15 protein-coding genes are annotated in these 21,611 nt (G+C 65.7%); 7 read left to right on the top strand and 8 right to left on the bottom strand.

The genetic code is table 11. From position 1 onward, the window contains the following. Nucleotides 1-2: 2 nt before the first annotated feature. The 4 genes from pstA to ACZ1JV_RS24575 all read right to left on the bottom strand — a co-directional run bounded on the left by pstA (nt 3) and on the right by ACZ1JV_RS24575 (nt 5,036). Complete coding sequence (gene pstA / locus ACZ1JV_RS24560; RefSeq protein ID WP_465150912.1) at nt 3-905, bottom strand: phosphate ABC transporter permease PstA; 903 nt, start codon at nt 903-905, stop codon at nt 3-5. Next, nucleotides 898-2,271 (bottom strand): phosphate ABC transporter permease subunit PstC, encoded by a 1,374-nt coding sequence (gene pstC, locus ACZ1JV_RS24565; protein WP_465150913.1) that lies wholly within the window; start codon nt 2,269-2,271, stop codon nt 898-900. The genes pstA and pstC overlap by 8 nt, the downstream gene beginning before the upstream one ends. Before the next feature lie 33 nt (nt 2,272-2,304). Continuing rightward, nucleotides 2,305-3,348: a substrate-binding domain-containing protein gene (locus tag ACZ1JV_RS24570; RefSeq protein ID WP_465150914.1), complete on the bottom strand. Its 1,044-nt coding sequence runs from the start codon at nt 3,346-3,348 to the stop codon at nt 2,305-2,307. Nucleotides 3,349-3,557: 209 nt separating this feature from the next. Next, complete coding sequence (locus ACZ1JV_RS24575; RefSeq protein WP_465150915.1) at nt 3,558-5,036, bottom strand: OprO/OprP family phosphate-selective porin; 1,479 nt, start codon at nt 5,034-5,036, stop codon at nt 3,558-3,560. A 305-nt stretch (nt 5,037-5,341) separates the two neighbouring features. Here ACZ1JV_RS24575 and ACZ1JV_RS24580 point away from each other — a divergent pair, with 305 nt between their 5' ends. Then, nucleotides 5,342-6,811: an OprO/OprP family phosphate-selective porin gene (locus ACZ1JV_RS24580; protein ID WP_465150916.1), complete on the top strand. Its 1,470-nt coding sequence runs from the start codon at nt 5,342-5,344 to the stop codon at nt 6,809-6,811. A gap of 18 nt (nt 6,812-6,829) precedes the next feature. Here ACZ1JV_RS24580 and ACZ1JV_RS24585 read toward each other — a convergent pair whose 3' ends face one another. After that, nucleotides 6,830-7,501, bottom strand: a complete 672-nt coding sequence (locus tag ACZ1JV_RS24585; RefSeq protein ID WP_465150917.1) for a beta/gamma crystallin-related protein — start codon at nt 7,499-7,501, stop codon at nt 6,830-6,832. A gap of 108 nt (nt 7,502-7,609) precedes the next feature. After that, the gene (locus tag ACZ1JV_RS24590) at nt 7,610-8,608 is read right to left on the bottom strand and encodes a sensor histidine kinase (RefSeq protein ID WP_465150918.1); all 999 of its coding nucleotides are present in this window, start codon (nt 8,606-8,608) and stop codon (nt 7,610-7,612) included. Nucleotides 8,609-9,056: 448 nt separating this feature from the next. Between ACZ1JV_RS24590 and zwf the strand changes: the two genes are divergently transcribed. From zwf to ACZ1JV_RS24620, 6 genes are all read left to right on the top strand, one after another. Beyond that, entirely contained in the window at nt 9,057-10,529 is a 1,473-nt protein-coding gene (gene zwf, locus ACZ1JV_RS24595; protein ID WP_465150919.1) for a glucose-6-phosphate dehydrogenase, read from the top strand. A 233-nt stretch (nt 10,530-10,762) separates the two neighbouring features. Continuing rightward, nucleotides 10,763-12,577, top strand: a complete 1,815-nt coding sequence (gene edd / locus ACZ1JV_RS24600; RefSeq protein ID WP_465150920.1) for a phosphogluconate dehydratase — start codon at nt 10,763-10,765, stop codon at nt 12,575-12,577. Beyond that, the gene (locus ACZ1JV_RS24605) at nt 12,574-13,566 is read left to right on the top strand and encodes a glucokinase (RefSeq protein ID WP_465137201.1); all 993 of its coding nucleotides are present in this window, start codon (nt 12,574-12,576) and stop codon (nt 13,564-13,566) included. Before edd ends, ACZ1JV_RS24605 begins: the two co-directional genes overlap by 4 nt. After that, on the top strand, nt 13,563-14,189 hold the full coding sequence (gene eda / locus ACZ1JV_RS24610) for a bifunctional 4-hydroxy-2-oxoglutarate aldolase/2-dehydro-3-deoxy-phosphogluconate aldolase (protein ID WP_465137200.1): 627 nt from the start codon (nt 13,563-13,565) through the stop codon (nt 14,187-14,189). Before ACZ1JV_RS24605 ends, eda begins: the two co-directional genes overlap by 4 nt. Next, the gene (locus ACZ1JV_RS24615; protein WP_465150921.1) at nt 14,186-16,984 is read left to right on the top strand and encodes a phosphoenolpyruvate carboxylase; all 2,799 of its coding nucleotides are present in this window, start codon (nt 14,186-14,188) and stop codon (nt 16,982-16,984) included. The genes eda and ACZ1JV_RS24615 overlap by 4 nt, the downstream gene beginning before the upstream one ends. Further along, nucleotides 16,977-17,930 carry a DUF2268 domain-containing putative Zn-dependent protease gene (locus ACZ1JV_RS24620; RefSeq protein ID WP_465150922.1) on the top strand — a complete coding sequence of 318 codons (954 nt, stop codon included), beginning with the start codon at nt 16,977-16,979 and terminating at the stop codon, nt 17,928-17,930. The genes ACZ1JV_RS24615 and ACZ1JV_RS24620 overlap by 8 nt, the downstream gene beginning before the upstream one ends. On the opposite strand, the gene ACZ1JV_RS24625 is transcribed toward ACZ1JV_RS24620, so the two are convergent. Together ACZ1JV_RS24625 and ACZ1JV_RS24630 are read right to left on the bottom strand one after the other, a co-directional pair. Next, nucleotides 17,902-19,215: a glycoside hydrolase family 130 protein gene (locus tag ACZ1JV_RS24625; protein ID WP_465150923.1), complete on the bottom strand. Its 1,314-nt coding sequence runs from the start codon at nt 19,213-19,215 to the stop codon at nt 17,902-17,904. The genes ACZ1JV_RS24620 and ACZ1JV_RS24625 overlap by 29 nt on opposite strands. After that, nucleotides 19,187-21,550 carry a glycosyltransferase gene (locus ACZ1JV_RS24630; protein WP_465150924.1) on the bottom strand — a complete coding sequence of 788 codons (2,364 nt, stop codon included), beginning with the start codon at nt 21,548-21,550 and terminating at the stop codon, nt 19,187-19,189. The genes ACZ1JV_RS24625 and ACZ1JV_RS24630 overlap by 29 nt, the downstream gene beginning before the upstream one ends. Between the last annotated feature and the right edge of the window lie 61 nt (nt 21,551-21,611).

Consider the following 21,611-nt stretch of genomic DNA (forward strand, 5'->3'; position numbering starts at 1 on the left):
TTCTACCAGCGCACTTCGAACTTGTTTCGAAGGTAGATTGCAAGGCCGTTCATCGCCAGCAGGAAGACCAGCAGGACAATGATGGCAGCGGACGTGTTCTGTACGAAACCGCTGTCGATTTCGTCGGACCACAGGAAGATCTGCATCGGCAGCACGCTGGAAGGATCGGTGATCCCGCCCGGCGGAGTGACGACGAAGGCACGCATGCCGATCATCAGCAGCGGCGCGGTTTCACCCAGCGCGCGGGCCATGCCGATGATCGTGCCGGTGAGGATGCCGGGCAGCGCCAGGGGCAGGACGTGGTGGAACACGGTCTGCACCTTGCTTGCGCCCACCGCCAGCGCGGCGTCGCGGATCGAAGGCGGCACCGCCTTGATCGCGTTGCGGCCGGAAATGACGATGACCGGCATCGTCATCAGCGCCAGCGTGAGACCGCCGACCAGCGGTGACGAACGCGGCATGCCCAGCGTGTTGATGAACACCGCCAGACCCAGCAGGCCGAAGATGATCGAGGGCACGGCGGCCAGGTTGTTGATCGAGACTTCCACCCATTCGATCCAGCGCGCCTTGGGGGCGAATTCTTCCAGATAGACGGCGGCGAGCACGCCCATCGGGAAAGAGAGCACCAGCGTGACGAACATCGTCAGCAGCGACCCCTTGGTGGCGCCCCAGACGCCGGCGACATCGGGATTGGTGGAATCCGACCCGGTCAGGAACGACCAGTCCAGCCCGCCCAGACCGTTCTTCAGCATGATCGCCAGCAGCAGCGCCAGGAAGGCGAGGCTGAGGACGATCGCGCCAAGGCCCAGCAGCTTGAAGCGGCGTTCGGCGGCGTTGCGGCGCGCGATCCGCCTTGCAGCCTCCGGTGATTGCCACCCTGCATTACTATGGCGTGCGTTACTCATAAGCTTCCCGGAAACGCTTCACCACACGGAGCGCGATGATGTTGAGAACGAGGGTGACGATGAACAGCACCAGGCCGAGCGCGAAGGCGGAGAGCGTCTTGGGGCTGTTGAACTCCTGATCACCCGTCAGCATCTGGACGATCTGGTAGGTGACCGTGGTCATCGATGCGAAAGGGTTCGCCGAAAGGTTGGCGGCGGCACCGGCGGCCATGACCACGATCATGGTTTCGCCAATCGCGCGGCTGACGGCCAGCATCACGCCGGCAACGATGCCGGGCAGCGCGGCGGGCAGCAGCACTTTCTTGATCGTTTCCGACTTGGTGGCGCCCAGCGCCAGCGAACCGTCGCTCATCGCGCGGGGCACGGCGGCCAACGCGTCGTCCGCCATCGAGGAGACGAAGGGAATGATCATCACGCCCATCACCACACCGGCCGCCAGCGCGCTTTCGGTGGAGGGGTTGGGCATGCCGAGCGAGGCGGCGAAATCACGGAAGATCGGCGCCACGGTCAGCGCCGCGAAGTAGCCGTAGACCACCGTGGGAATACCCGCGAGGATTTCCAGCACCGGCTTCAGCCACTTGCGGATGGTCGGCGTGGCGTACTGGGTCAGGTAGACGGCGCTCATCAGACCCAGCGGGATCGCCACGATCATGGCGATGATCGCGCCGATATAGATCGTACCCCAGAACAGCGGCACCGCGCCGAAGCTTTCACCCAGATTGTCCCCGCGCGCCGAGCCGGGCGACCAGTGGGTGCCGAGAAGGAAGTCGATCGGCGAGACGTCCTTGAAGAACATGCCCGCTTCGAACACCAGCGAGGCGACGATGCCGAACGTGGTCAGGATCGCGATCAGCGAGGCGAGCAGCAGCACGCCCATCACCGCCCGCTCCACGCGGGTGCGCGCCGGATAATTGGCACGGACCTTGGTGAAGGCCCAGCCGCCGCCGGCCAGCGCCACGATCACCACGAGCAGCGCGCCGATCAGGCCGAAGCGCTGGTGCGCGGCGCGCACCGGTTCGGACAGGGTCTGCGCCAGGGGATTGAACGCAGCCTGCCCGGGATTGTCGGCAATCGCCTTGGCTTCGGAAAGCACCGCGGCGCGGCTCATCGCATCGGCCGGAAGCTGGGCGGCGGCCGGATCGGCCAGAACCGCGCCATCGACCAGCCCCGGCATGATCGCGGACCATGCGCCCCAGGCGATCAGCGCCGGGACGATGGTCCACAGCAGCACATGCCAGCCGTGGTAGTTGGGCAGCGAATTGAGCGAGCCGCGCCCCGTGTGGAGCAGCCGGGCCCGGCCCCGCGCGGCAAACCAGCCGACGAGACCGAGGCCGAGAACGGCCAGGAGAACTCCTGTAAGCATCATAAAGGCCGTTCCGGCGCCTTTCGGATTAAGCGATTACTTGAGGTCGGCAGGGTTGAGCGGGGTCATCTTGGCAACGATGTCCGCGCTCTTGGCACGCACGTCGTCAGGCGCGATCACCATGCCCTTGGCCTTCAGATAGCCATCGGGGCCCCACGACTTCACCCACTCGTTGACGTAGCCCTGCAGGCCCTTGATCGGGGCGAGGTGCTGCTTCTTGATGTAGATGTAGAGCGGACGCGCACCGGGGTAGGTGAAGTTCGAAATCGTCTCGTACGTCGGGATCACGTTGGACATCGGGATGCCCTTGATGGTCTTGGCGTTCTCTTCCAGGAACGAATAGCCGAAGATGCCGATCGCCTTGGGATTCTGTGAGATCTTCTGGACGATCAGGTTGTCGTTCTCACCCGCGTCCACGTAGGGGCCATCCTCGCGGATGTCGTGGCAGATCGCCTCGTACTTGTCCTTGCTGGTTTCCTTCAGCGCGGCGGTGGCGGCGTCGGTCTTGCAGCCGGCTTCCAGGATCAGTTCCTTCAGCGCGTCACGCGTGCCGGAGGTCGACGGCGGGCCGTAGACCAGGATCGGTTCGGCCGGAAGCGACGGGTTCACGTCCTTCCAGGTCTTCGCGGTGTTGGGCTTGCCGAAGGGATTGGCGGCCAGCGCCTTGTAGATGTCGGTCGGCGTCAGCTTCATGCCGGGGCCGTTCTGGGCTTCGGCAAAGGCGATGCCGTCGATGCCGACCTGCACTTCGACGATGTCGGTCACGCCGTTCTTCTGGCATTCCTCGAACTCGGACTTCTTGATCCGGCGCGAAGCGTTTTCGATATCGGGGTGCTGGGCGCCGACGCCGGCGCAGAACAGCTTCATGCCCGCACCCGTGCCGGTCGATTCGATGACGGGCGATTTGCCGCCGGCCTTGGCGAATTCTTCGGCGACGGCAGTGGCGAAGGGATAGACGGTCGAGGAACCGACGGCGCGTACGAAGTCGCGCGAACCGGCGGCCGAACCGCCAGAGCCGCCGCAGCCGGCAAGCGCCACGCTCGAAACGGCAACGATAAGAAAGGTCTTGGTGGAACGCATGATGTCACCCCTTGGGCTTCAAGTGTGAGTTGCCCCTATTGGGCTACAATGACACTTCCATGACAAAGAAGTGACATTGTTCTCGGCTTGGCGAAATTGCTGGAAATCCGTAGTTTCTTCGGCGGATCGCGAATTATGACAATCCGGCGCAGAGACGGGCTTTTCCGGGGCGGCACGGATGGGCCGCCCCGGAATTTTCAAGAATGCGATCAGAAATCGAACTGGGCGCGCATGCCCATCGAATCGACGCCGTAGGTATTGTCCGTGCCGTCCACGAGGACGGGCGAATCCTTCACCCAGATATGGCCGTAGTTGAGGATGAAGCGCACATAGTCGGTCGGCATCCAGATCGCGGAGACCCCCGCCGTCTGCTCACGCCCGCCGACGATGCCGGCATCGTTGAGGTTCAGCCAGTCGTACCGGACGTTCAGCTGCACCGCGCCGAGGCCGCCCTTGTCCATCCCGTTGTGCGGGCGGATGCGTTCGAAGACGCCGGCCTTGTAGGCGGTATCGTCGTGCGTGAGCATGTAGCCCACTTCGGCATAACCGCCATTGAAGGTGGGATCGGCGAAACCGGTCCGGCGCACTTTCTGCCAGTAGCTTTCGCCGGAGGCGTGGAAGCGGCCCTTGATCCACGCCGCTTCCAGGCCGAGGCCCAGTTCGTTGTCGGCATTGGTGACGCCGGCGCTGAGGAAGCGCAGGTCCGTGGTGTGGACGAAGGGCCGGCTCTGGTACGTCACCGTCGGGATCGAATCGTTCAGCGTGCGCCAGTGGACCGATCCGCCCAGATGCAGCGTGCCGCCCGCCACCGTGGGCATGAAGACCACGCGGCCGTCCGTGCTCCAGGACTTGTCGTAATCGCTGTTCAGCGAGTTCGGATCGTCGCTGAACACGCCCGCCTGCACCAGCACCGCCTTGTTCAGATACTGCGCGTTCAGGCCGACGCGGCGTTCGAAGCCGAAGGCACCGGTGAAGCTGGCGCGTTCCATGAAGCTGGTGAACAGGTCCGAAGTCTGATCTTCAAGCCCGGTGTTCGGCTTCTGGTTGCCCAGCGCCAGCGTGACGTTCTTGTTCACGCGGTAGGTCAGATACATGTCGTTGATGACGACGCTGGAATTGGCCAGATCGACTTCGAAGCGATAGCCGAAGCCGCCCGGCATCGTGCCGTCGAAACCAAGGTAGGCACGGCGCAGTTCGGTGCTGAAGCCAAGGTGATCGCTGGATGTCTCGTCAAGGCCGGAGGGCGCGTTCACGCCGCCGGCGTCGATCTGGAGCCGGCCGCGCGGCTTGAAGCTCCAGCCGTTGTCGCCGCGAAATTCCGGACCGCCCTTCCAGACGACCTGGATCGGCGAGGCATCGGATGCGGCCTTCGCCGTTCCGGCAGCGGTCGGCGCGGTTGCAGGTGCCTTGGCAGCCGCGGCAATGCTAGCCGACTGGGCGGCCACCTGCGATGCTGCTTGCGAGGCGGCCTGCGACGCGCTCTGCGCGGCCTGGGTGGCGGCATCGGCGCGCGCATTGGCGGCATTGAGCTGCCCTTCGAGCGATTCGATGCGGCCTTCCATGGCCTTCATCTGCGCCCGCATCGCCTCCAATTCCTGCCGGATCGCCGCCGAATCGGCGGACTGCGCATAGGCTGGCGGTGCCCACCCTGCCGCGACGGCGAGCGTGGGCACGGAAAGCGCCACCATCAAAATTGCCTTTGGATTCCTCAACTTGGTCGACCTTCCATGAAACTTTGATGGCACTGACACGACGCCAGTATGACTGGACTGTTTCAGTTCCATGACACTTTATAGCTGGTAGACGCGGAACCGCGGTTTTCTGCGGATTTTGCCGAGAAAGTTTATGGCTCTTTTAAGGCCGCTCCGTGACAAAGGGTGACTGCGCGCGCGGCGGTCACATTTGTCACCGAACCGTCATGTCATCGCCATAACCGGCCAGCCGAGACCCGCGCCGCGGGTGCCGTCATGACTTGCCCGGAAGCCGAACCCAGATGCCTTCGAAACTGACCCGCGTCGCCGCAGCGCCGCTGCTGACAGGGTGCCTGCTGCTACCCCTCGCTCCGGCTGCGCAGGCCCAAAGTCAGGCGCAGGTGAAGCCGATCTCTGCCGAGGAAGCCGCACTCCTGCGCGCGCAAGTCGCCGCGCTGAAGGAGCAGGTGGAACGGATGGAAGCGCGATTGGCCTCGGCGGGACTGCCGTCGCAAGCCTCCTCGCCGGCTGCCACTGCCATTCCGGCATCGCCGCCCTTGGCAAGCGCCGCCCCCGCTCAGCCGACCACCGCCCCAGCCGCCCCTGTCACCGCCACCCCGTCCACCGCCATCGGATGGAAAGGCAGCCCGCAATTCACCTCGGGTGAGCGGTCGTTCAAGGTGAAGGGCCGCATTCAGGCCGATGCCAACTACGTCGGCGCGCCCAAGGGGCTGGACGACAAGGGCCTTGGTTTCTCTACCGAGATGCGGCGCATCCGGCTGGGCGGCGAAGGCGGGATCGGCGGCGGGTTCGGCTACAAGCTGGAACTCGAACTCTCGGACAACAGCGTCGATCTGGTCGATACTTATGTCAGCTACAAGCACGGTCCGTGGACGGTGAAGCTGGGCAACCAGAACCCGTTCCAGTCGCTGGACGAACTGACCGGCGACACCAGCGGCAGCGTGATGGAGCGTGCCGCCTTTACCGACGCCTTCAATTTCGAACGCCGCCTGGGTGCTTCCGTGCAGTATCAGCGCGGGCCGGTGCTGGCGCAGCTGGGCCTGTTCAGCGACGATATCGGCGCGCTGGCCAACGATTCGGACGGCGTCGAGGGCGGGGATGAGAACAACAGCCACGGCGTCGATGCGCGGCTGGTCTACGCCCCGAAGCTGGGGGACACGCAGCTCCACTTCGGCGGCTCCGCCCACTGGCGCGACCTTGCGCGACTGGCCGAGGGCGACACGCGCTATCGCCAGCGCCCCTATGTCCATTCCACCAATACCCGCCTGATCGGCACGCCCGCCATGCAAGTAGAGCGCGAGGTCAACTGGGGCGTGGAAATGGCCGCGATCCGGGGCCGCTGGCACGCGGCGGCGGAATACAACACACTCACGGCCGACCGGGTGGGGCTGTCTTCCGTCCGCTTTCAGGGGGCCTATGCCGAGCTGGGCCTGTTCCTGACTTCGGGTGACAGCCGGGGCTACAAGGAAGGCATCTTCACCAACAAGGCGCCCGCCCATCCGCTGGGCGATGGCGGCATCGGATCGATCCAGCTGACCGCCCGCTACGACTGGCTGGACCTCAACGACCGCGACATTCGCGGCGGCACCCAGAACGCCGCCATCGCCGCGCTGGTCTGGACCCCGGTGGAGTACCTGCGCTTCAACATCAACTACGCGCTGCTGGCCTACAAAGGTGCGAAGGCGCTGGATTCGGGGCGGACGGACTACAACGTCAACGTGCTGGGCACGCGCTTCGAACTGGATTTCTGACTCGTACGGCCGCCGCGATCAGCGCCCTTCCAGCCGCACCCGCAGGCGGGCGGAGGGCGACACGGTCGATGCCGAGAACGACACCGAAGCCAGGTTCTGGCGGGACGCGAAAGCCAGCGGGCCGGTGCAGGTGCCAGCGGCAAGGCGCGCCGGCAGATGCAGCGTTTCGGATTGGCGGTTGGTGAAAGTGGCGCGCGCTTCGCGAAGCTGCACCGCGTTGCCATCGGCGCAGAGGCGGATCGACCAGAGCCGCGGAGAGCCGAGCGCGGAAATGACCTTGCGGTCCCAGCCGAAGCGGGTGACGTCGGTGGCGCCGAACGCACGCCATGCGGCCGACCGGCTTCCCCGCACGCTCTGCACGGCGCGCTGGCCAAGATCGCGGTTATCGCGCGTGACTGTCAGGCAACGCCCCTGAAACGCCGCCCTTTCGCAGAGTTCCCAAGTGCCGCTGCGAACCCTGGCGGATCGGACCGGCCAAGCCAAACGCAGGTTGGCCTGGTCCTGCCGAATGCTGACCGCCGGCCCGGCGAAGTTGCGATCCCGATAGATGATGATCTCGCCCGCCGGCTGCGTGGGCGGCGCTGGCGGCCGATGCGCTGTCGCCTGCTGGGCATCGGCACCGAGAGGAGCCCAAAGCAGGCCCGATCCGGCGAAGAGAACGCCGACAAGCAGATATCTGGCAGCACGCATCGGAACCTCCACAAGAGCCCCCGCCGCCTACTTGTCGATGCACGCGCCGCTTTGTTCAAGTGGGCATAATTGCCGGGTTCGGCGGGTGGAAACCGCCGAACGCCCGTCTCAACCTTGCGCCTCTTCCTTGCGCAGCGGCAGCATGACCGAGGCGGTGGTGCCCTGCCCGGCGCGACTGTCGATATCGAAGCGGCCGCGATGGCGCTCGACGATGTGTTTCACGATCGACAGGCCCAACCCGGTACCGCCCACCGCGCGGCTGCGGCTGGTGTCGGCGCGGTAGAAACGTTCGGTCACGCGCGGCAGGTGCTCGGGCGAGATACCGTCGCCTTCGTCGCTGACGGTGATCAGCACCCAGCCGGTGGCGGTCGCCTCCAGCGAGACATCGACCTTGCCGCCCTGCTTGCCGTACTTGATCGAGTTGTCGATCAGGTTGCGCAGCACTTGCGCCAGCTGGCCGCGATCGCCGGTTACCACCGCGCTTTCGCAGTTGGTGTGGACCGAAACGTTGGAGCCAGGCTTCGATTCGCCCGCCATCTCCTGCGCCAGCGCCACCATCTCCACCCGGTCCTGCGGCACTTCGTGCTTCACCGCCTCGATCCGCGACAGGCTCATGAGGTCGAGGATCAGCGCCTGCATTCGCTGCGCCTCATGCCGGATGGTGTCGAGGAAGCGATTGCGCACGCTCTCGTCGCCGCCCGCCTTGGGGTTCGTCAGCGTCTCGACATAGCCGATCACATTGGCCAGCGGCGTGCGCAGTTCGTGGCTGGCATTGGCGACGAAATCCGCGTGCGACTTGGCGACGCTGACGCGTTCGGACAAGTCGTAGAGGCTGACCAGCCGATCGGTGGCGGAGATCGCCCGGCAATCGACTTCCCACACACTGCCCCCAGTCGAAAGCCCGGTGACGCGGGCGATGCCGCCGCCTTCGCTGAGGATCGCGGCCACCGCGCGCGGTTCGCGAATGGCGATGCGCACGTCCTGCCCGACGATATGGGCACCCAGCAGTGCCTTGGCCGCGCTGTTCGCAAAGCGGACCTGCCCGCGCGAAACCATCATTGCCGGCGTCTGGAGGTGTTCGAGAAGCTGGACGCCGTCACCGGCCATTGTTTTTGCCTTCTTTTGTCAATGCGCGTCCGCTGCCGCGCCGTCGCTTGCGTGAATCCTGACCTGCTTCCATGCCCGTCCCGGACGACAGGACAAAGACGGCCGGGCAACGAACTTGCGGAAAATCGCGCTTAACGTACCTGCCAAATACGTATGCGCGCATAAGTCTTGTTCAATCCGTGCAATCGAGGTTGAGCTTTCGCCCGCTCTCGCCTAGCACTTCGCACGCAGTCCATGTTATGCTGCAACCGCGAAGAACAAAGGCCCTGCCTTAACGCCGATCGTCACCTCCTGCCGCTGGGACAGGAGCGCGTGCACGGGATCGGCGCTATCCGATGGCTGGCCTTGTCGATGCGGTGCGCATGACCTGGACTCGGGAGGAGGAGCCCGCCGGTCCTCGGCGGAAAATTGTAAAGGTGAATAACCCCCAGAAGGTGGAAAGCGCCCAGTGACCAATTCTACTCCGGCCCAATCCGCGTCCGGCCAATTCACGTCAGACCGCCTGCTCCTGTTCGGGGCGACGGGCGATCTTTCGCGCCGTATGCTCCTTCCCTCGCTCTGCGCGCTCGACGCCGAAGGCCTGCTCGACCCCAAGGTCGAGATCATCGGAACCGCGCGTTCCGAGCATGACGATGCCGAATTCCGCAATTTCGCGCGTCAGTCGCTGGAACAGTTCCTGCCGGCTGAGCGGCGGGGCGGCATGGCGCGGTTCCTCAACCGCCTGTCGTACCAGACGCTGGATGCCAACCAGATGGAAGGCTTCAACGCGCTGGCGGCCAAAGTGGGGGAGCCGAAGGACGGCCTTTCGATCTTCCTTTCCACCGCGCCCAGCCTGTTCGAGCCGACCATTCGCGGCCTGCAGGCCAGCGGGCTGGCCGGTGAGAACGTGCGCATCGGCCTGGAAAAGCCGCTCGGCATCGATCTTGCCTCCAGCAAGGTGATCAACGATGCCGTCGCCCGCGCTTTCCCGGAAGACCGCATTTTCCGCATCGACCACTATCTGGGCAAGGAAACCGTCCAGAACCTGCTGGCGCTGCGCTTCGCCAACCTGATGTTCGAACCGCTGTGGAACGCGGCGCATATCGACCATGTGCAGATCACCGTGGCCGAGACCGTCGGCCTTGAATCGCGCGTGGCCTATTACGACGATTCGGGCGCGCTGCGCGACATGGTGCAGAACCACATGCTGCAGCTTCTCGCGCTTGTCGCGATGGAGCCGCCGGTCAGCTACGACGCCACCAGCGTGCGCGACGAGAAGGTGAAGATCCTGCGCAGCTTGCGCAAGGTTGCCGCCAACGAGACGGTGACGGGCCAGTACCGCGCCGGCGCCATCGGCGGCCAGGCCGTGCCGGGTTACGACGACGAACTGGGCAAGGATTCGAACACCGAGACGTTCGTCGCGATCAAGGCGCATATCGACAACTGGCGCTGGCAGGGCGTGCCCTTCTATCTGCGCACCGGCAAGCGCCTGCCCAAGCGCACGACCGAGATCGTTGTCCAGTTCCGCGATGTGCCGCACTCGATCTTCCACGGCCGCGGCGCCAAGACGGTGCCGAACCGTCTGGTCATCGGCATCCAGCCGAGCGAGAACATCACGCTGTCGCTCATGGCCAAGGTGCCGGGGCTGGACCGCAACGGCTTCGGCCTGCGCTCCATCCCGCTCGCCATCACCATGCCCGACGCTTTCGCCGGTCCGCAGCGCCGCATCGCTTACGAGCGTCTGCTGCTGGACCTGATCGAGGGTGAGCAGACGCTGTTCGTCCGCCGTGACGAAGTGGAAGCGCAGTGGGACTGGATCGACGCCATCCGCGCCGAGTGGGAGGAACAGGCTCAAGAGCCGAAGACCTACACCGCCGGCAGCTGGGGCCCCTCCGCCGCCATCGCCCTCGCCGAGCGCGATGGCGTCACGTGGCATGAGTGATCCCGTAAGGCCAACGGTACGGGCATGAACGCGCGGCGCACCCTATATACCGGGGTGCGCGCCGTTTCCCGTGCCCATTCCCCCGCAGACCGGTGGAAGATAGCTATTGACACCGGTTACCTAAATGCCTTCAAGCCCTGCCCGGGAGATCCCGAGAGCGCGGCTTCGGAAGGCTGATACAAAAAGACAGACGCCACGGTAAAGTGGCAGACGGACAGAGCAGGAGTAACCCCATGAGCACCCTCAGCCCGGTGGTAGCCCGCGTAACCGACCGTATCATCGAACGGTCGAAGCCCACTCGCGCACGCTACCTCGCCATGGTCGACCGCGAGGCCGGTCGCCATTCGGACCGTTCGTTCCTTTCGTGCTCCAACCTCGCGCATGGTTTTGCCGCGAGCGGTGAGGACAAGCCCGCCATTGCCACCGGCAAGGCGATCAACGTCGGCATCGTCACCGCCTATAACGACATGCTTTCGGCGCATCAGCCCTATGGTCGCTATCCGGAACAGATGAAGCTCTATGCCCGCGAAGTGGGCGCGACGGCGCAAGTCGCAGGCGGCGTGCCCGCCATGTGCGACGGCGTGACGCAGGGCTTCGACGGCATGGAACTCTCGCTATTCAGCCGCGATACCATCGCCCTGTCCACCGCTGTCTCGCTGAGCCACGCGATGTATGACGGCATGACCCTGCTGGGCATTTGCGACAAGATCGTGCCGGGCTTGGTCATGGGCGCGCTGCGTTTCGGCCACCTGCCCGCCGTGTTCATCCCCTCCGGCCCGATGCCCAGCGGCATCTCCAACAAGGAGAAGCAGAAGGTCCGCCAGCTCTATGCAGAGGGCAAGGTGGGGCGTGAGGAGCTGCTGGCCAGCGAAAGCGCCAGCTACCACTCGGCCGGCACCTGCACCTTCTACGGCACTGCCAACTCCAACCAGATGATGATGGAGATGATGGGCCTGCACATCCCCGGCGCCGCTTTCGTGCCGCCGAACACGCCGCTGCGTCAGGCGGTGACCCGCGCCGCTGTCCACCGCGTGACCGAGATGACCCGCAAGGGCGACGACTTCCGCCCGATGGCGCATGTCGTCGACGAAAAGGCGATCGTGAACGCCATCGTCGGCCTCTTGGCCACCGGCGGATCGACCAACCACGCGATCCACCTGCCCGCCATGGCCCGCTGCGCCGGCATCCATATCGACTGGCAGGACTTCGACGAGCTTTCCGCCGCCGTGCCGCTGATCACCCGCGTCTATCCCAACGGTTCGGGCGACGTGAACCACTTCCACGCCGCCGGCGGCATGGGCTGGGTCGTGCGCGAACTGCTGGACGCGGGCCTCGCGCATGAGGACATCCTGACTGTCTCCAAGGACGGCATGCGTGCCTATGCCACCGAGCCGACGCTGGATGAGGGCGAACTCAAGTGGAAGCCCGCCCCTGCCGTCAGCGGCGACGATGCGATGCTGAGCACGGTGGCCAAGCCCTTCCTGCCCGATGGCGGCATGCGCCTCGTCTCCGGCAACGTGGGCCGTGCTACCTTCAAGACCAGCGCGGTCGATCAGGAACGCTGGACGATCGAGGCACCCTGCCGCGTGTTCGAAACGCAGGAAGCCGTAATCAACGCCTTCAAGGCGGGCGAGCTGGACCGCGATGTCGTGGTGGTCGTGCGCCATCAGGGCCCGCGCGCCAACGGCATGCCCGAACTGCACAAGCTGACCCCGCCGCTGGGCGTGCTGCAGGATCGCGGCTTCAAGGTGGCGCTGGTCACCGACGGCCGCATGTCGGGCGCGTCGGGCAAGGTGCCGGCGGCGATCCACGTCACCCCGGAAGCGCTGGCCGATGGCCCGATCGCCTATCTGCAGGATGGCGACATCGTTCGCCTCTCTGCGGAAGACGGCACGCTTTCGACCACGGCGGATCTCTCTGGCCGTTCGCCCGCGCCGCTGCCCGCGCCCGCTGAAGGCATGGGCCGCGAACTCTTCGCGATGTTCCGCATGAACGCAGGCGGCGCCGAACAGGGCGGTTCCTCGATGCTGGAGGTCGCCGGCCTGTGAGCACCGAACTCGTAGCCGTCGATATCGGCGGCACCCATGCCCGCTTTGCCCTGGCCTCGGTCGACGATCAGGGCCAGATCACGCTGGACGAACCCGTTACCCTGCACACCAGCGACCATGGCAGCTTCCAGCTGGCATGGCAGGCTTTTCGCGAGCGCATGGGCGGCACGCTGCCCGATGCCATCTCGATCGCGATCGCCGGCCCGGTCGGCGGCGACGTGATCCGTTTCACCAACAACCCGTGGATCATTCGCCCCGCGATGATCCCCGAAAAGATGGGCGTGTCGCACTACACCGTGGTGAACGACTTCGCGGCGGTCGCCTATGCCGTGGCGCTGGCCTCGGACGACCAGTTCCTGCACCTGGCGGGGCCGGACGTTCCGCTGCCCCGTTCGGGCACGCTCAGCGTCCTCGGACCGGGCACCGGGCTTGGCGTCGCGCACTTGTGGCGCAATGGCCTGCCCCACGGGCAGGGCGGCTTCTACCATGTGCAGGCGACCGAAGGCGGCCATACCGACTATGCGCCGCTGGACCTGATCGAGGATGCGATCCTCGCCCGCCTGCGCAAGCGGCACAACCGCGTTTCCACCGAACGTGTCGTCTCCGGCCCCGCCATCGTCGACATCTACCAGACGCTTGCCGCCATGGAGACCCGCGCGGTGCATGATGTGACCGACGTGGAGATCTGGACCGCCGGCACCAACCATTCGGACCCGCTGGCCGCCGCCGCCGTCGATCGCTTCTGCCTCGCCCTCGGCAGCGCGGCGGGCGACTACGCGCTTGCCCATGGGGCGGCCGGCGTCGTTATCGCCGGGGGCCTCGGCTACCGCATCCGCGAAACCATTCTATCCTCGGGCTTTGCCGAGCGATTTGCCGCCAAGGGCCGCTTTGCCGGCATGATGGCGCAGATCCCCGTGAAGCTTATCACCCATCCGCAGCCCGGCCTGTTCGGCGCGGCTGCCGCCTATGTCAGGGAGCACGTTCAATGAGCAGCCCGTCCGAAGCCGTCGAAAAGGTCATGCGTCTGGCCCCGGTGATCCCGGTGCTGGTGATCGAGGATATCGAACACGCCCTGCCGATCGCCGAAGCGCTGGTCGCCGGCGGGTTGCCTGCCCTCGAAGTAACGCTGCGCACCGAATGCGCGATCGATGCGATCAAGGTGATGAAGCAGGTTCCCGGCGCCGTGGTCGGCGCGGGCACCGTGCTTTCGCCCGATGACCTGAAGCGCTCCATCGATGCGGGCGCGGAATTCATCGTCTCGCCCGGCCTCACGCCGATGCTGGCCGAAGCCGCCTACAAGACCAAGATCCCGTTCCTGCCCGGCACTGCCAATGCCAGTGACGTGATGTTTGCGCTGGAATGCGGGTTTGACCGGCTGAAGTTCTTCCCGGCCATGGCGGCGGGCGGTCCTTCGGCGTTGAAGGCGATCGCCGCGCCGCTGTTCAAGGCGAAGTTCTGCCCCACCGGCGGCGTCACGCCGGAGAATGCGCCCGAATGGCTGGGCCTCGACGCGGTGCTCTGCGTCGGCGGCAGCTGGATGGTGCCCAAGGGCAAGCCCGATGTCGCCAAGATCGAGGCGGCCGCCCGCCTCGCCGCGGGGCTTCCCCGGTGAGCGGCGGCGAGGCGGGAACGCCGCTTAACACGGTCGACGATCTCGACCGCCGGCTTCAGGACCTTCATGTCCTGACCGCCCAGACGCCGCTCTACAATCCGGTTTTCCAGCTAGGGCTCGAACTGTCGCGCCAGCTGGAAAACGGCGAAATGGGCCTCGACACGATCGAGGCCCTCGTCGCCGAGATGGAGTGCGAAGGGCTGCGTGCCCGCGCCGCGCGGCTTGACCGCATGCTTGCCCCCATCGCCCCGGCCGAAAACGAAAAGCGGCTGGACGCCGCCGCCAGCGAAGAGGACTTCACCGCCTTCGCCGTGCGCTGGCAGCGCCCCGCCGCCCATGTCGTTTTCACCGGGCACCCGACATTCCTGCTTTCCACCGCCCAGACCGAGGCCGTGGCCCACGCCGCCTCCACCGGCGATCACAGCCAGGCCACCGTCTGCGTTGCCTCGCCCGACCGTGACACGATCACGCTCGATTACGAGCACGGCAAGGCGATGGACGCGATGGCACGCGGCCAGAAGGCGCGCGACCGCATCAACGAACGCCTGTTCGACATTGCCGCTGCCCGCTGGCCGAAGCGCTGGAAGGGTCTGAACCCGATGCCGGTGCGCTTCGCATCGTGGGTTGGCTACGACATGGATGGCCGCACCGACATCGGCTGGTCCACCTCGATCCGCTACCGGCTGGAGGAAAAGGCCGCGCGCCTTGCCAGCTATGCCGAGATGCTGGCCCATGCCGCGCCGGACACCTCGGCAAAGCTGGCTCGCGCCGGTGCGCTGGCGGCCGAGATGGCGCTGCGCTTCGCCGCCGATCTCTCCTCGCCAGAGGCGCTGTCCGACGCCGCCAATGCCCTCACCGCCGATCATGCCGACAAGCTGATCAGCCTCGATCCGATCGTCAGCCACCTCGAATCCGAAGCGCGCCACGCCGATCAGGATCAGGCCCGCACGCTGCTCGTCGCCGCTGCCGCGATGCGTGCGGACGGGCTTGGCATGGGCTGGATCCACTTCCGCGTGAACGCATCGCAGCTGCAGAACGCGATCCGCCTGCGCATCGATCCAGAAGGCAAGCTGAACCTTGCCAGCCAGGCCGCGCTGGTGCGGATGCGCGAACTGCTGGCCGAAGTCACGCCGCTGAAGTCCAACTTCGCCGCGCTCGCCATCGAGAATTCCACCGCCGTGCGCCAGTTCCTGGCGATGGCGCAGATCCTTGGCCATATCGACGCCGATGCGCCGATCCGCATGCTGGTGGCCGAGTGCGAGGAGCCGACCACGATCCTGGCCGCGCTCTATTTCGCGCGGATGTTCGGCATCGACGGGAAGGTGGACGTCTCCCCGCTGTTCGAGACCGAGACGGCGCTGGAACACGGCGGCCGCTTCCTCGACGCGGTGCTGGCCGAGCCGGCCTACCGCGAATATGCGCACAAGCGTGGCCGCGTCTCGATCCAGACCGGCTTTTCGGACGCGGGCCGCTTCGTCGGTCAGGTGCCTGCCGCGCTCGCCATCGAGCGTCTGCAGGGCCGCCTTTCCGAAGCCATGGTGGCCAACGGCCTTACCGATGTTTCGGCGCTGATCTTCAACACCCACGGCGAATCGATGGGCCGCGGCGCGCACCCGTCCAGCCTGAAGGACCGTTTCGACTGGCCGATGTCGCCGTGGTCGCGCCGCCGCTTCCTGCGCGCGGGGATCCGGCTGGAGCCCGAAGTCTCGTTCCAGGGCGGCGACGGCTACTTGTGGTTCGGATCGGACGAACTGGCCTTCGCCACGCTCACCCGCATGGCCGAAATGCCGCTGTGGGGCGCCGATGCCGAAGCGCCTACCGACTTGTTCTATCGCCGCACCGACCTCAGCCTCGACTTCTATCGCGCGATCCGCGCGGTGCAGCACGAGCATCTGGAATCGGCCACTTACAGCCGCGCGATCACGGCCTTCGGCCTTGGTCTGCTGAACGATACCGGCAGCCGCAAGTCGCGCCGCCAGTCGGACCTTGCCGCCGACCGGTCGATGAGCCTGCGCCAGATCCGCGCGATCCCGCACAACGCGATCCTGCAGCAGCTGGGCTATCCGGTGAACGTGATCGCCGGCATCGGCACCGCGTCCGACGGCAACCGCGAGGAAATCGCCGCCCTGCTGCGCGAAAGCGAGCGCGGGCAGCAGCTGATGCGGCTGGCCCGCCACGCCAATGCGCTGGCCTCGATCAAGACGGTGGCGGCCTATGGCGAGCTGTTCAATTCCGCCTACTGGGCCAGCCGCCCCTATCGCGGCGACGAGCGGCACATTGCCGAGGCCTGCCTGAAGTTGGCGGAATATCTGACCAAGGACGACCGCGCGGGCGTCTATCGCCGTCTCGCCTCGCGCCTGCGCGTCGATGCGATGAAGCTGCACTTCCTGCTGGACTCGCTGCCGCACGAAGCGCCGCTGCCCGACCGCGAGCATACCCGTCGCAGTCTGGGCGTGCTGCAATCGCTGCGCATCGCGCTGTTCAAGCACATGTTCCTGCGCGCCGTCATGGTCCCGCAGTTCAGCCGCGCGAACGATATCAGCCGGGATGACGTGCTGGAGATGTTCTTCACCCTGCGCGTCGAGGACGGCCTGGCCCAGCTGCGCCGCGCCTTCCCCACCAGCTTCCCGTCGATCGACGACTTCACCGTGGACAAGCCCAGCGACTATCCGGATTCGAGTGCGACCGGCTATGCGCAGATCCACCGCGAATTCATCGACCCGATCGCGCGGTGCTACGCCCTGAGCCTGCGCATCACCACCGCGCTGGCGAACGAGTTCGGCGCGCATGGGTAAGGCTCTCGCGGCGGCGGTGGCGATCGGTGGATGCCTGTTCGCCGTACCCGCCGCCGCGCGGCCTCAGGCTTCGGCCGAAATCCGCATCGGCGACGTGGACCGATTCTATGCGCTCTACGACGCCGCCGGCGGCAAACCTTCGGCCGAAGTCCTGCAACACGACTATATCGATGCCGGCAGCGACGGCGTGCGCCAGTTCGTGCCGCAACGTATCCTCTCCGGTCAGAAGTTGGCTACGGAAGTTGCCCTGCATCCCGAAATCTACCAGGGCGCAAGAGCCTGCCTGAAAGTCCTGCCCACGGTGAAGGCGCGGCTGGAAACGGCTTTTGCCAAACTGGCCAAGCTGGACCCGCAAGCGCATTTTCCCCCCGTTACCATCCTGATCGGACGCAACAACAGCGGCGGCACCACCGGCGCTTCGGGTGTGCTTATCGGCCTTGAAGTGGCCTGCCGATCGGATTGGCTGCAGCCCGACCTTGCCGACCGGCTGGTGCACCTCATCGCCCACGAATATGGCCACATCCAGCAACCCGCAGTGCTGAACGACGAGACGCTTCCCACGACGGTCCTGCGTCAGTCGCTGATCGAAGGGGTGGCCGAGCTTCTGGCCGAACTGAGTTCAGGCGACATCGGCAATGCCCACTTGCGCAATTGGACGCGCGACAAGCAGGCGGAGATAGACAAGCGCTTTCTGGCGGAAGCCGACAGCACGGACCTCTCCGACTGGCTCTACAACGGTGCCGGCACGCCGGAGCATCCCGGCGATCTCGGCTATTGGGAAGGATATCGGATCGCCAGAGCCTACTACGATCACGCCGCCGACAAGCGTGCAGCGCTTGCCGCACTGATCAGGCTCGATTCGCCCAAGACGATACTGGCCGAAAGCGGCTGGACGCCGGCGCCATTGCCGGCCCGCCCTACTCCATCAGCCCCATCAGCGCCTTGATCTCGCACGTGGCGAAACCCACGGTGCTGTCGGAGATGCCGTAGGGGATCAGCAGCCGCTCCCCCACTTTCAGCGCACCGCAAGTGTAGACCACGTTGGGCACATAGCCCGAACGATCCGCGTTCTCTGCCGTCAGCACCGGCTCCACCGTGCGGGCCAGCACTTTCGACGGGTCTTTCAGGTCCAGCAGCGCGCAGCCCAGCGCGTACTTGCGCATCGCGCCGACGCCGTGGGTGAACAGCAGCCAGCCTTCGTCCGTGCGGATCGGGCTGCCGCAATTACCGATCTGGATGAACTCCCAGGGGTAGGCCGGCTCCATCAGCAGCACGCCGTCATCGTCCCAGACCGCGAGTTCGTCCGACTTCAGCAGGAACAGGTTCTGCCCGTCCTGCCGGCCGACCATGCAATATTGCCCGTCGACCTTCTCCGGAAACAGCGCCATGCCCTTGTTGCGCCCGGCGCGGCCGTGGATCGGCTCCAGTTCGAACGCGCGAAAGTCCCGCGTGCGCAGCAGTTCGGACCGGATCGAGCTGCCCGAATAGGCGGTGTAGGTGCCCACCCATTCGTAATCGCCATCGCCATGGTCGAAGCGGACAAGGCGCAAGTCTTCCAGCCCGCCGCGCTGCTGTTCGGTGATCGGGAAGATCACCGTGTTCGAAAGGCTGGAATCCGGCTGGCGATGGACGAAGACGTTGGTGTCCTCGGCATCGATCTGTTCCTCGTCGTCCAGTTCCACCGATGTCGCGAAGGACGCCTGCGGCCAGAGGCTGAACGTGCCGTCCTCCTCGGCAATGCCTTCGCGAAAGGCGATGGAGCTGATGTGCCCTTCGCCCACCGCGCGCAGGCTCATGATGAAGCGTACCGATCCGTCCTGCATGCCCGACTGATCGGGCGCGGGCACGATGGAAGGGTTCATCAGCGCGGCGGCGGCGAACGTGTACTCATGGCAGAAGTACGATCCGATCAGCCGTTTGCGCGCTTCGGAAAAGCGCGTGGGATCCAGATCGAGGTTCGCCGCCACTTCGGCAAAGCGCTCCTCGAAGATCGTTTCGGTCTGCCAGTGGCGTTCCTTGAAATCGCGCAGCACGCGTTCGTATTCCGCGTCGGCACGCTCCTCGGTCAGCGCGGCGATGTCCTCCACCAGTTTCATCGCCCGGCCACCGGGGGCGTTTTTCGCCTGCCAGCCGAGGTGAAAGGGGCGCAGCACCACCCGCGCCGGATCGGCGTGGAGGCGTGTTTCGAAAACGTGCAGCGGTTCAGACCAGGCTGTCTCGGGCCGATTCAAGCCAACCTCCTCCAGATGCCAGGGGACCGGACGATACGACCGGGCCCTGCTGGGCGAGTTCGGCCAGAGCATAATGCGAAAGTTGAAAAGCGAGAATGGATTCCGCACCGCAATTGCCATTTGCCCCGCGCGGCGTCACCCCGTCGTGGCAGCGGCCGGAGGCCAGGTCCGCCAGCGCGACCCCGCGATCGTTGCCGCCGAAGAACCAGCGCCACGCCGCCAGCGCATGTTCGCGCCAGAATGCGCCATGGGTAACGCGCCATGCCGTGCGTGACGCCTCGATCGCGGCTTGCGCTTCCAGCGGTTGCTGGTCGAACGGCAAGTAGCTGTAGGGCTTGTGGAAACTTTCCGATCCGATCGGGCGGAATTGTCCGCGCGCGGAAAGCTGCTGGTGGCAGATCCATTCCAGCGTGGCCAGGCCGTCGCCGATCCAGTCCTCCCGCCCCAGCGCCATGCCCGCCTCTATCAGCGCCTGCGGCAGGCGGGGATTGTCGTAACCCAGCACCGCCTCAAACCACGCCCAGTCCGGCCGGCGGCCGTGGCCCAGCAGCTTCATCAGAAACTCGCCACCGGTCTCCACGCGCTCCCGCGCCTGTGCGTGAGCCGGATCGCGGCGCAGCACCGCGCAGGCGCCCAACATGGCGAAAGCGACCGCGCGCGGCGATCCGGTTTCCCCCACCGCGCCCAGCGCCTGCTCGAACAGGTCCAGCGCCCAATTCCCCAGCGATGCATCCAGATTACATTCGCTGGTTTGCCCGAGCGCCCAGAGCGCGCGGCCGTTGGAGTCTTCCGATCCCTCATCCTCGCACCAGTTGCGGTCATAGCGCATGAAGTTGCGGAACCGGCCAAGATCGGCGTTCCACGCATATTGCACGAAGCCGGCGTAGGAGAGGCTCCACTTCATCCGCTCGGCAGCGGCAACGCCGTGCGCCACGTTCATCAGCATCAGCGCGCGAGCATTGTCATCCAGGCAATAGCCATGGCGGCGGTCGGGCACGACGCCGACGCCGTGCTGCAGCATCCCGGTGGCATCGCTCATCGCGAAGACCGCCGAAAGCCCCGGCGTCGCAGTTACGGGCGGCACCACCGCGCGCGGGGCGCGGGCATCGGCGATCAACCGGGCGGAGCTTTCCGCAAAGCGCGGCCAGATCATCTCCCGCCCGCGCGCCCAGGCACGGCGCTGCATCGCGGCCAGTTCGTCCGGATCATCCAGCAGCGCGTTCACCGCATCGGCGATCGCGCCGCTTTCGCCCGGTTCGATCAGCACGCCCACGCCGTCGCCCAGCAGTTCGCGGGCATGGACGTAAGGCGTGGAAACCAGCGCCTTGCCCAGCGCCACCGCATAGCTGAGCGTGCCCGATGTCGCCTGTTGCAGCCCGGGATAGGGCGTCAGGTAGATGTCGCAGGCTTCCAGTTGATCCAGCAATTCCTCGGTTTCGAGGAAGCGATTGTCCCAAGCTACGTGATCGGCAACGCCAAGATCCGCCGCCAGCCGTTCCAGTTCCTCGCGATAGGCTTCACCCTCATGCGCGACGAGGTTGGGGTGCGTGGCACCGACAATGCGATAGAGCACGTCCGGATGGCGCGCGACGATCCGGGGCAGCGCCGCGATCGCGTGTTCCAGCCCTTTGCCATGCCCCAAGAGGCCGAACGTCATCAGCACCTTGCGGTCCTGCAGGCCCAGCAATGCCTTGAAATGGTCATGGCGGCCGAACGGACGGTCCGGCGCGCCGTGCTCGATCACCTGAATCACGCGGGAGGGGACGCCATAGTCCTGCTCCAGCACGTTCTTCGAATTCTGGGACATCACCATGATCCGCGATGCCCGCACCACCAAATGGTCCAGGATCGCCCGCTGATGCGCGGACGGCTCCTTCAACACCGTATGCAGCGTCAGGATCAGCGGCGCGGCCAGTCTGTCGACGAAATGGCAAACCAGATCGCCGTCCTTGTCGCCGAAGATGCCATATTCGTGCTGCAGCCACACGGCATCGACCGCGCTTTCGTTGATCCGCCGCGCGGCGCCGGCATAGTCCTCCGCATCGTCGCAGGCGATGGTGCCGGCAACGTCGCGGTATTCGAGCGGGTGCTTGGGATCGTCCAGGGCATAGACGTCGATGGCGATTTCCGGGTGATGTTCGCGCAGCTGTTCGAAAATATCGGTCGTGAACGTGGCTATGCCGCACTTGCGAGGGGCGAAATTGCCGATCAATGCGATATGCGCGGGCTTGATCCTTGTATTCGGATCGGCGCCGACGGTGGCGTCAAATATCGAACGCACCTTGTTCGAACCCGATTTCCAACCGGGTTCTTCCTCACGAGGCAACCAGTTCATGCGCGCTCCTAGGGGGCAGGAGGGGAGATCGAGTCCAGAAAGCGCGAACATGCCATGAGTT

The sequence above is a fragment of the Novosphingobium sp. BL-S-19 genome (assembly GCF_055521675.1).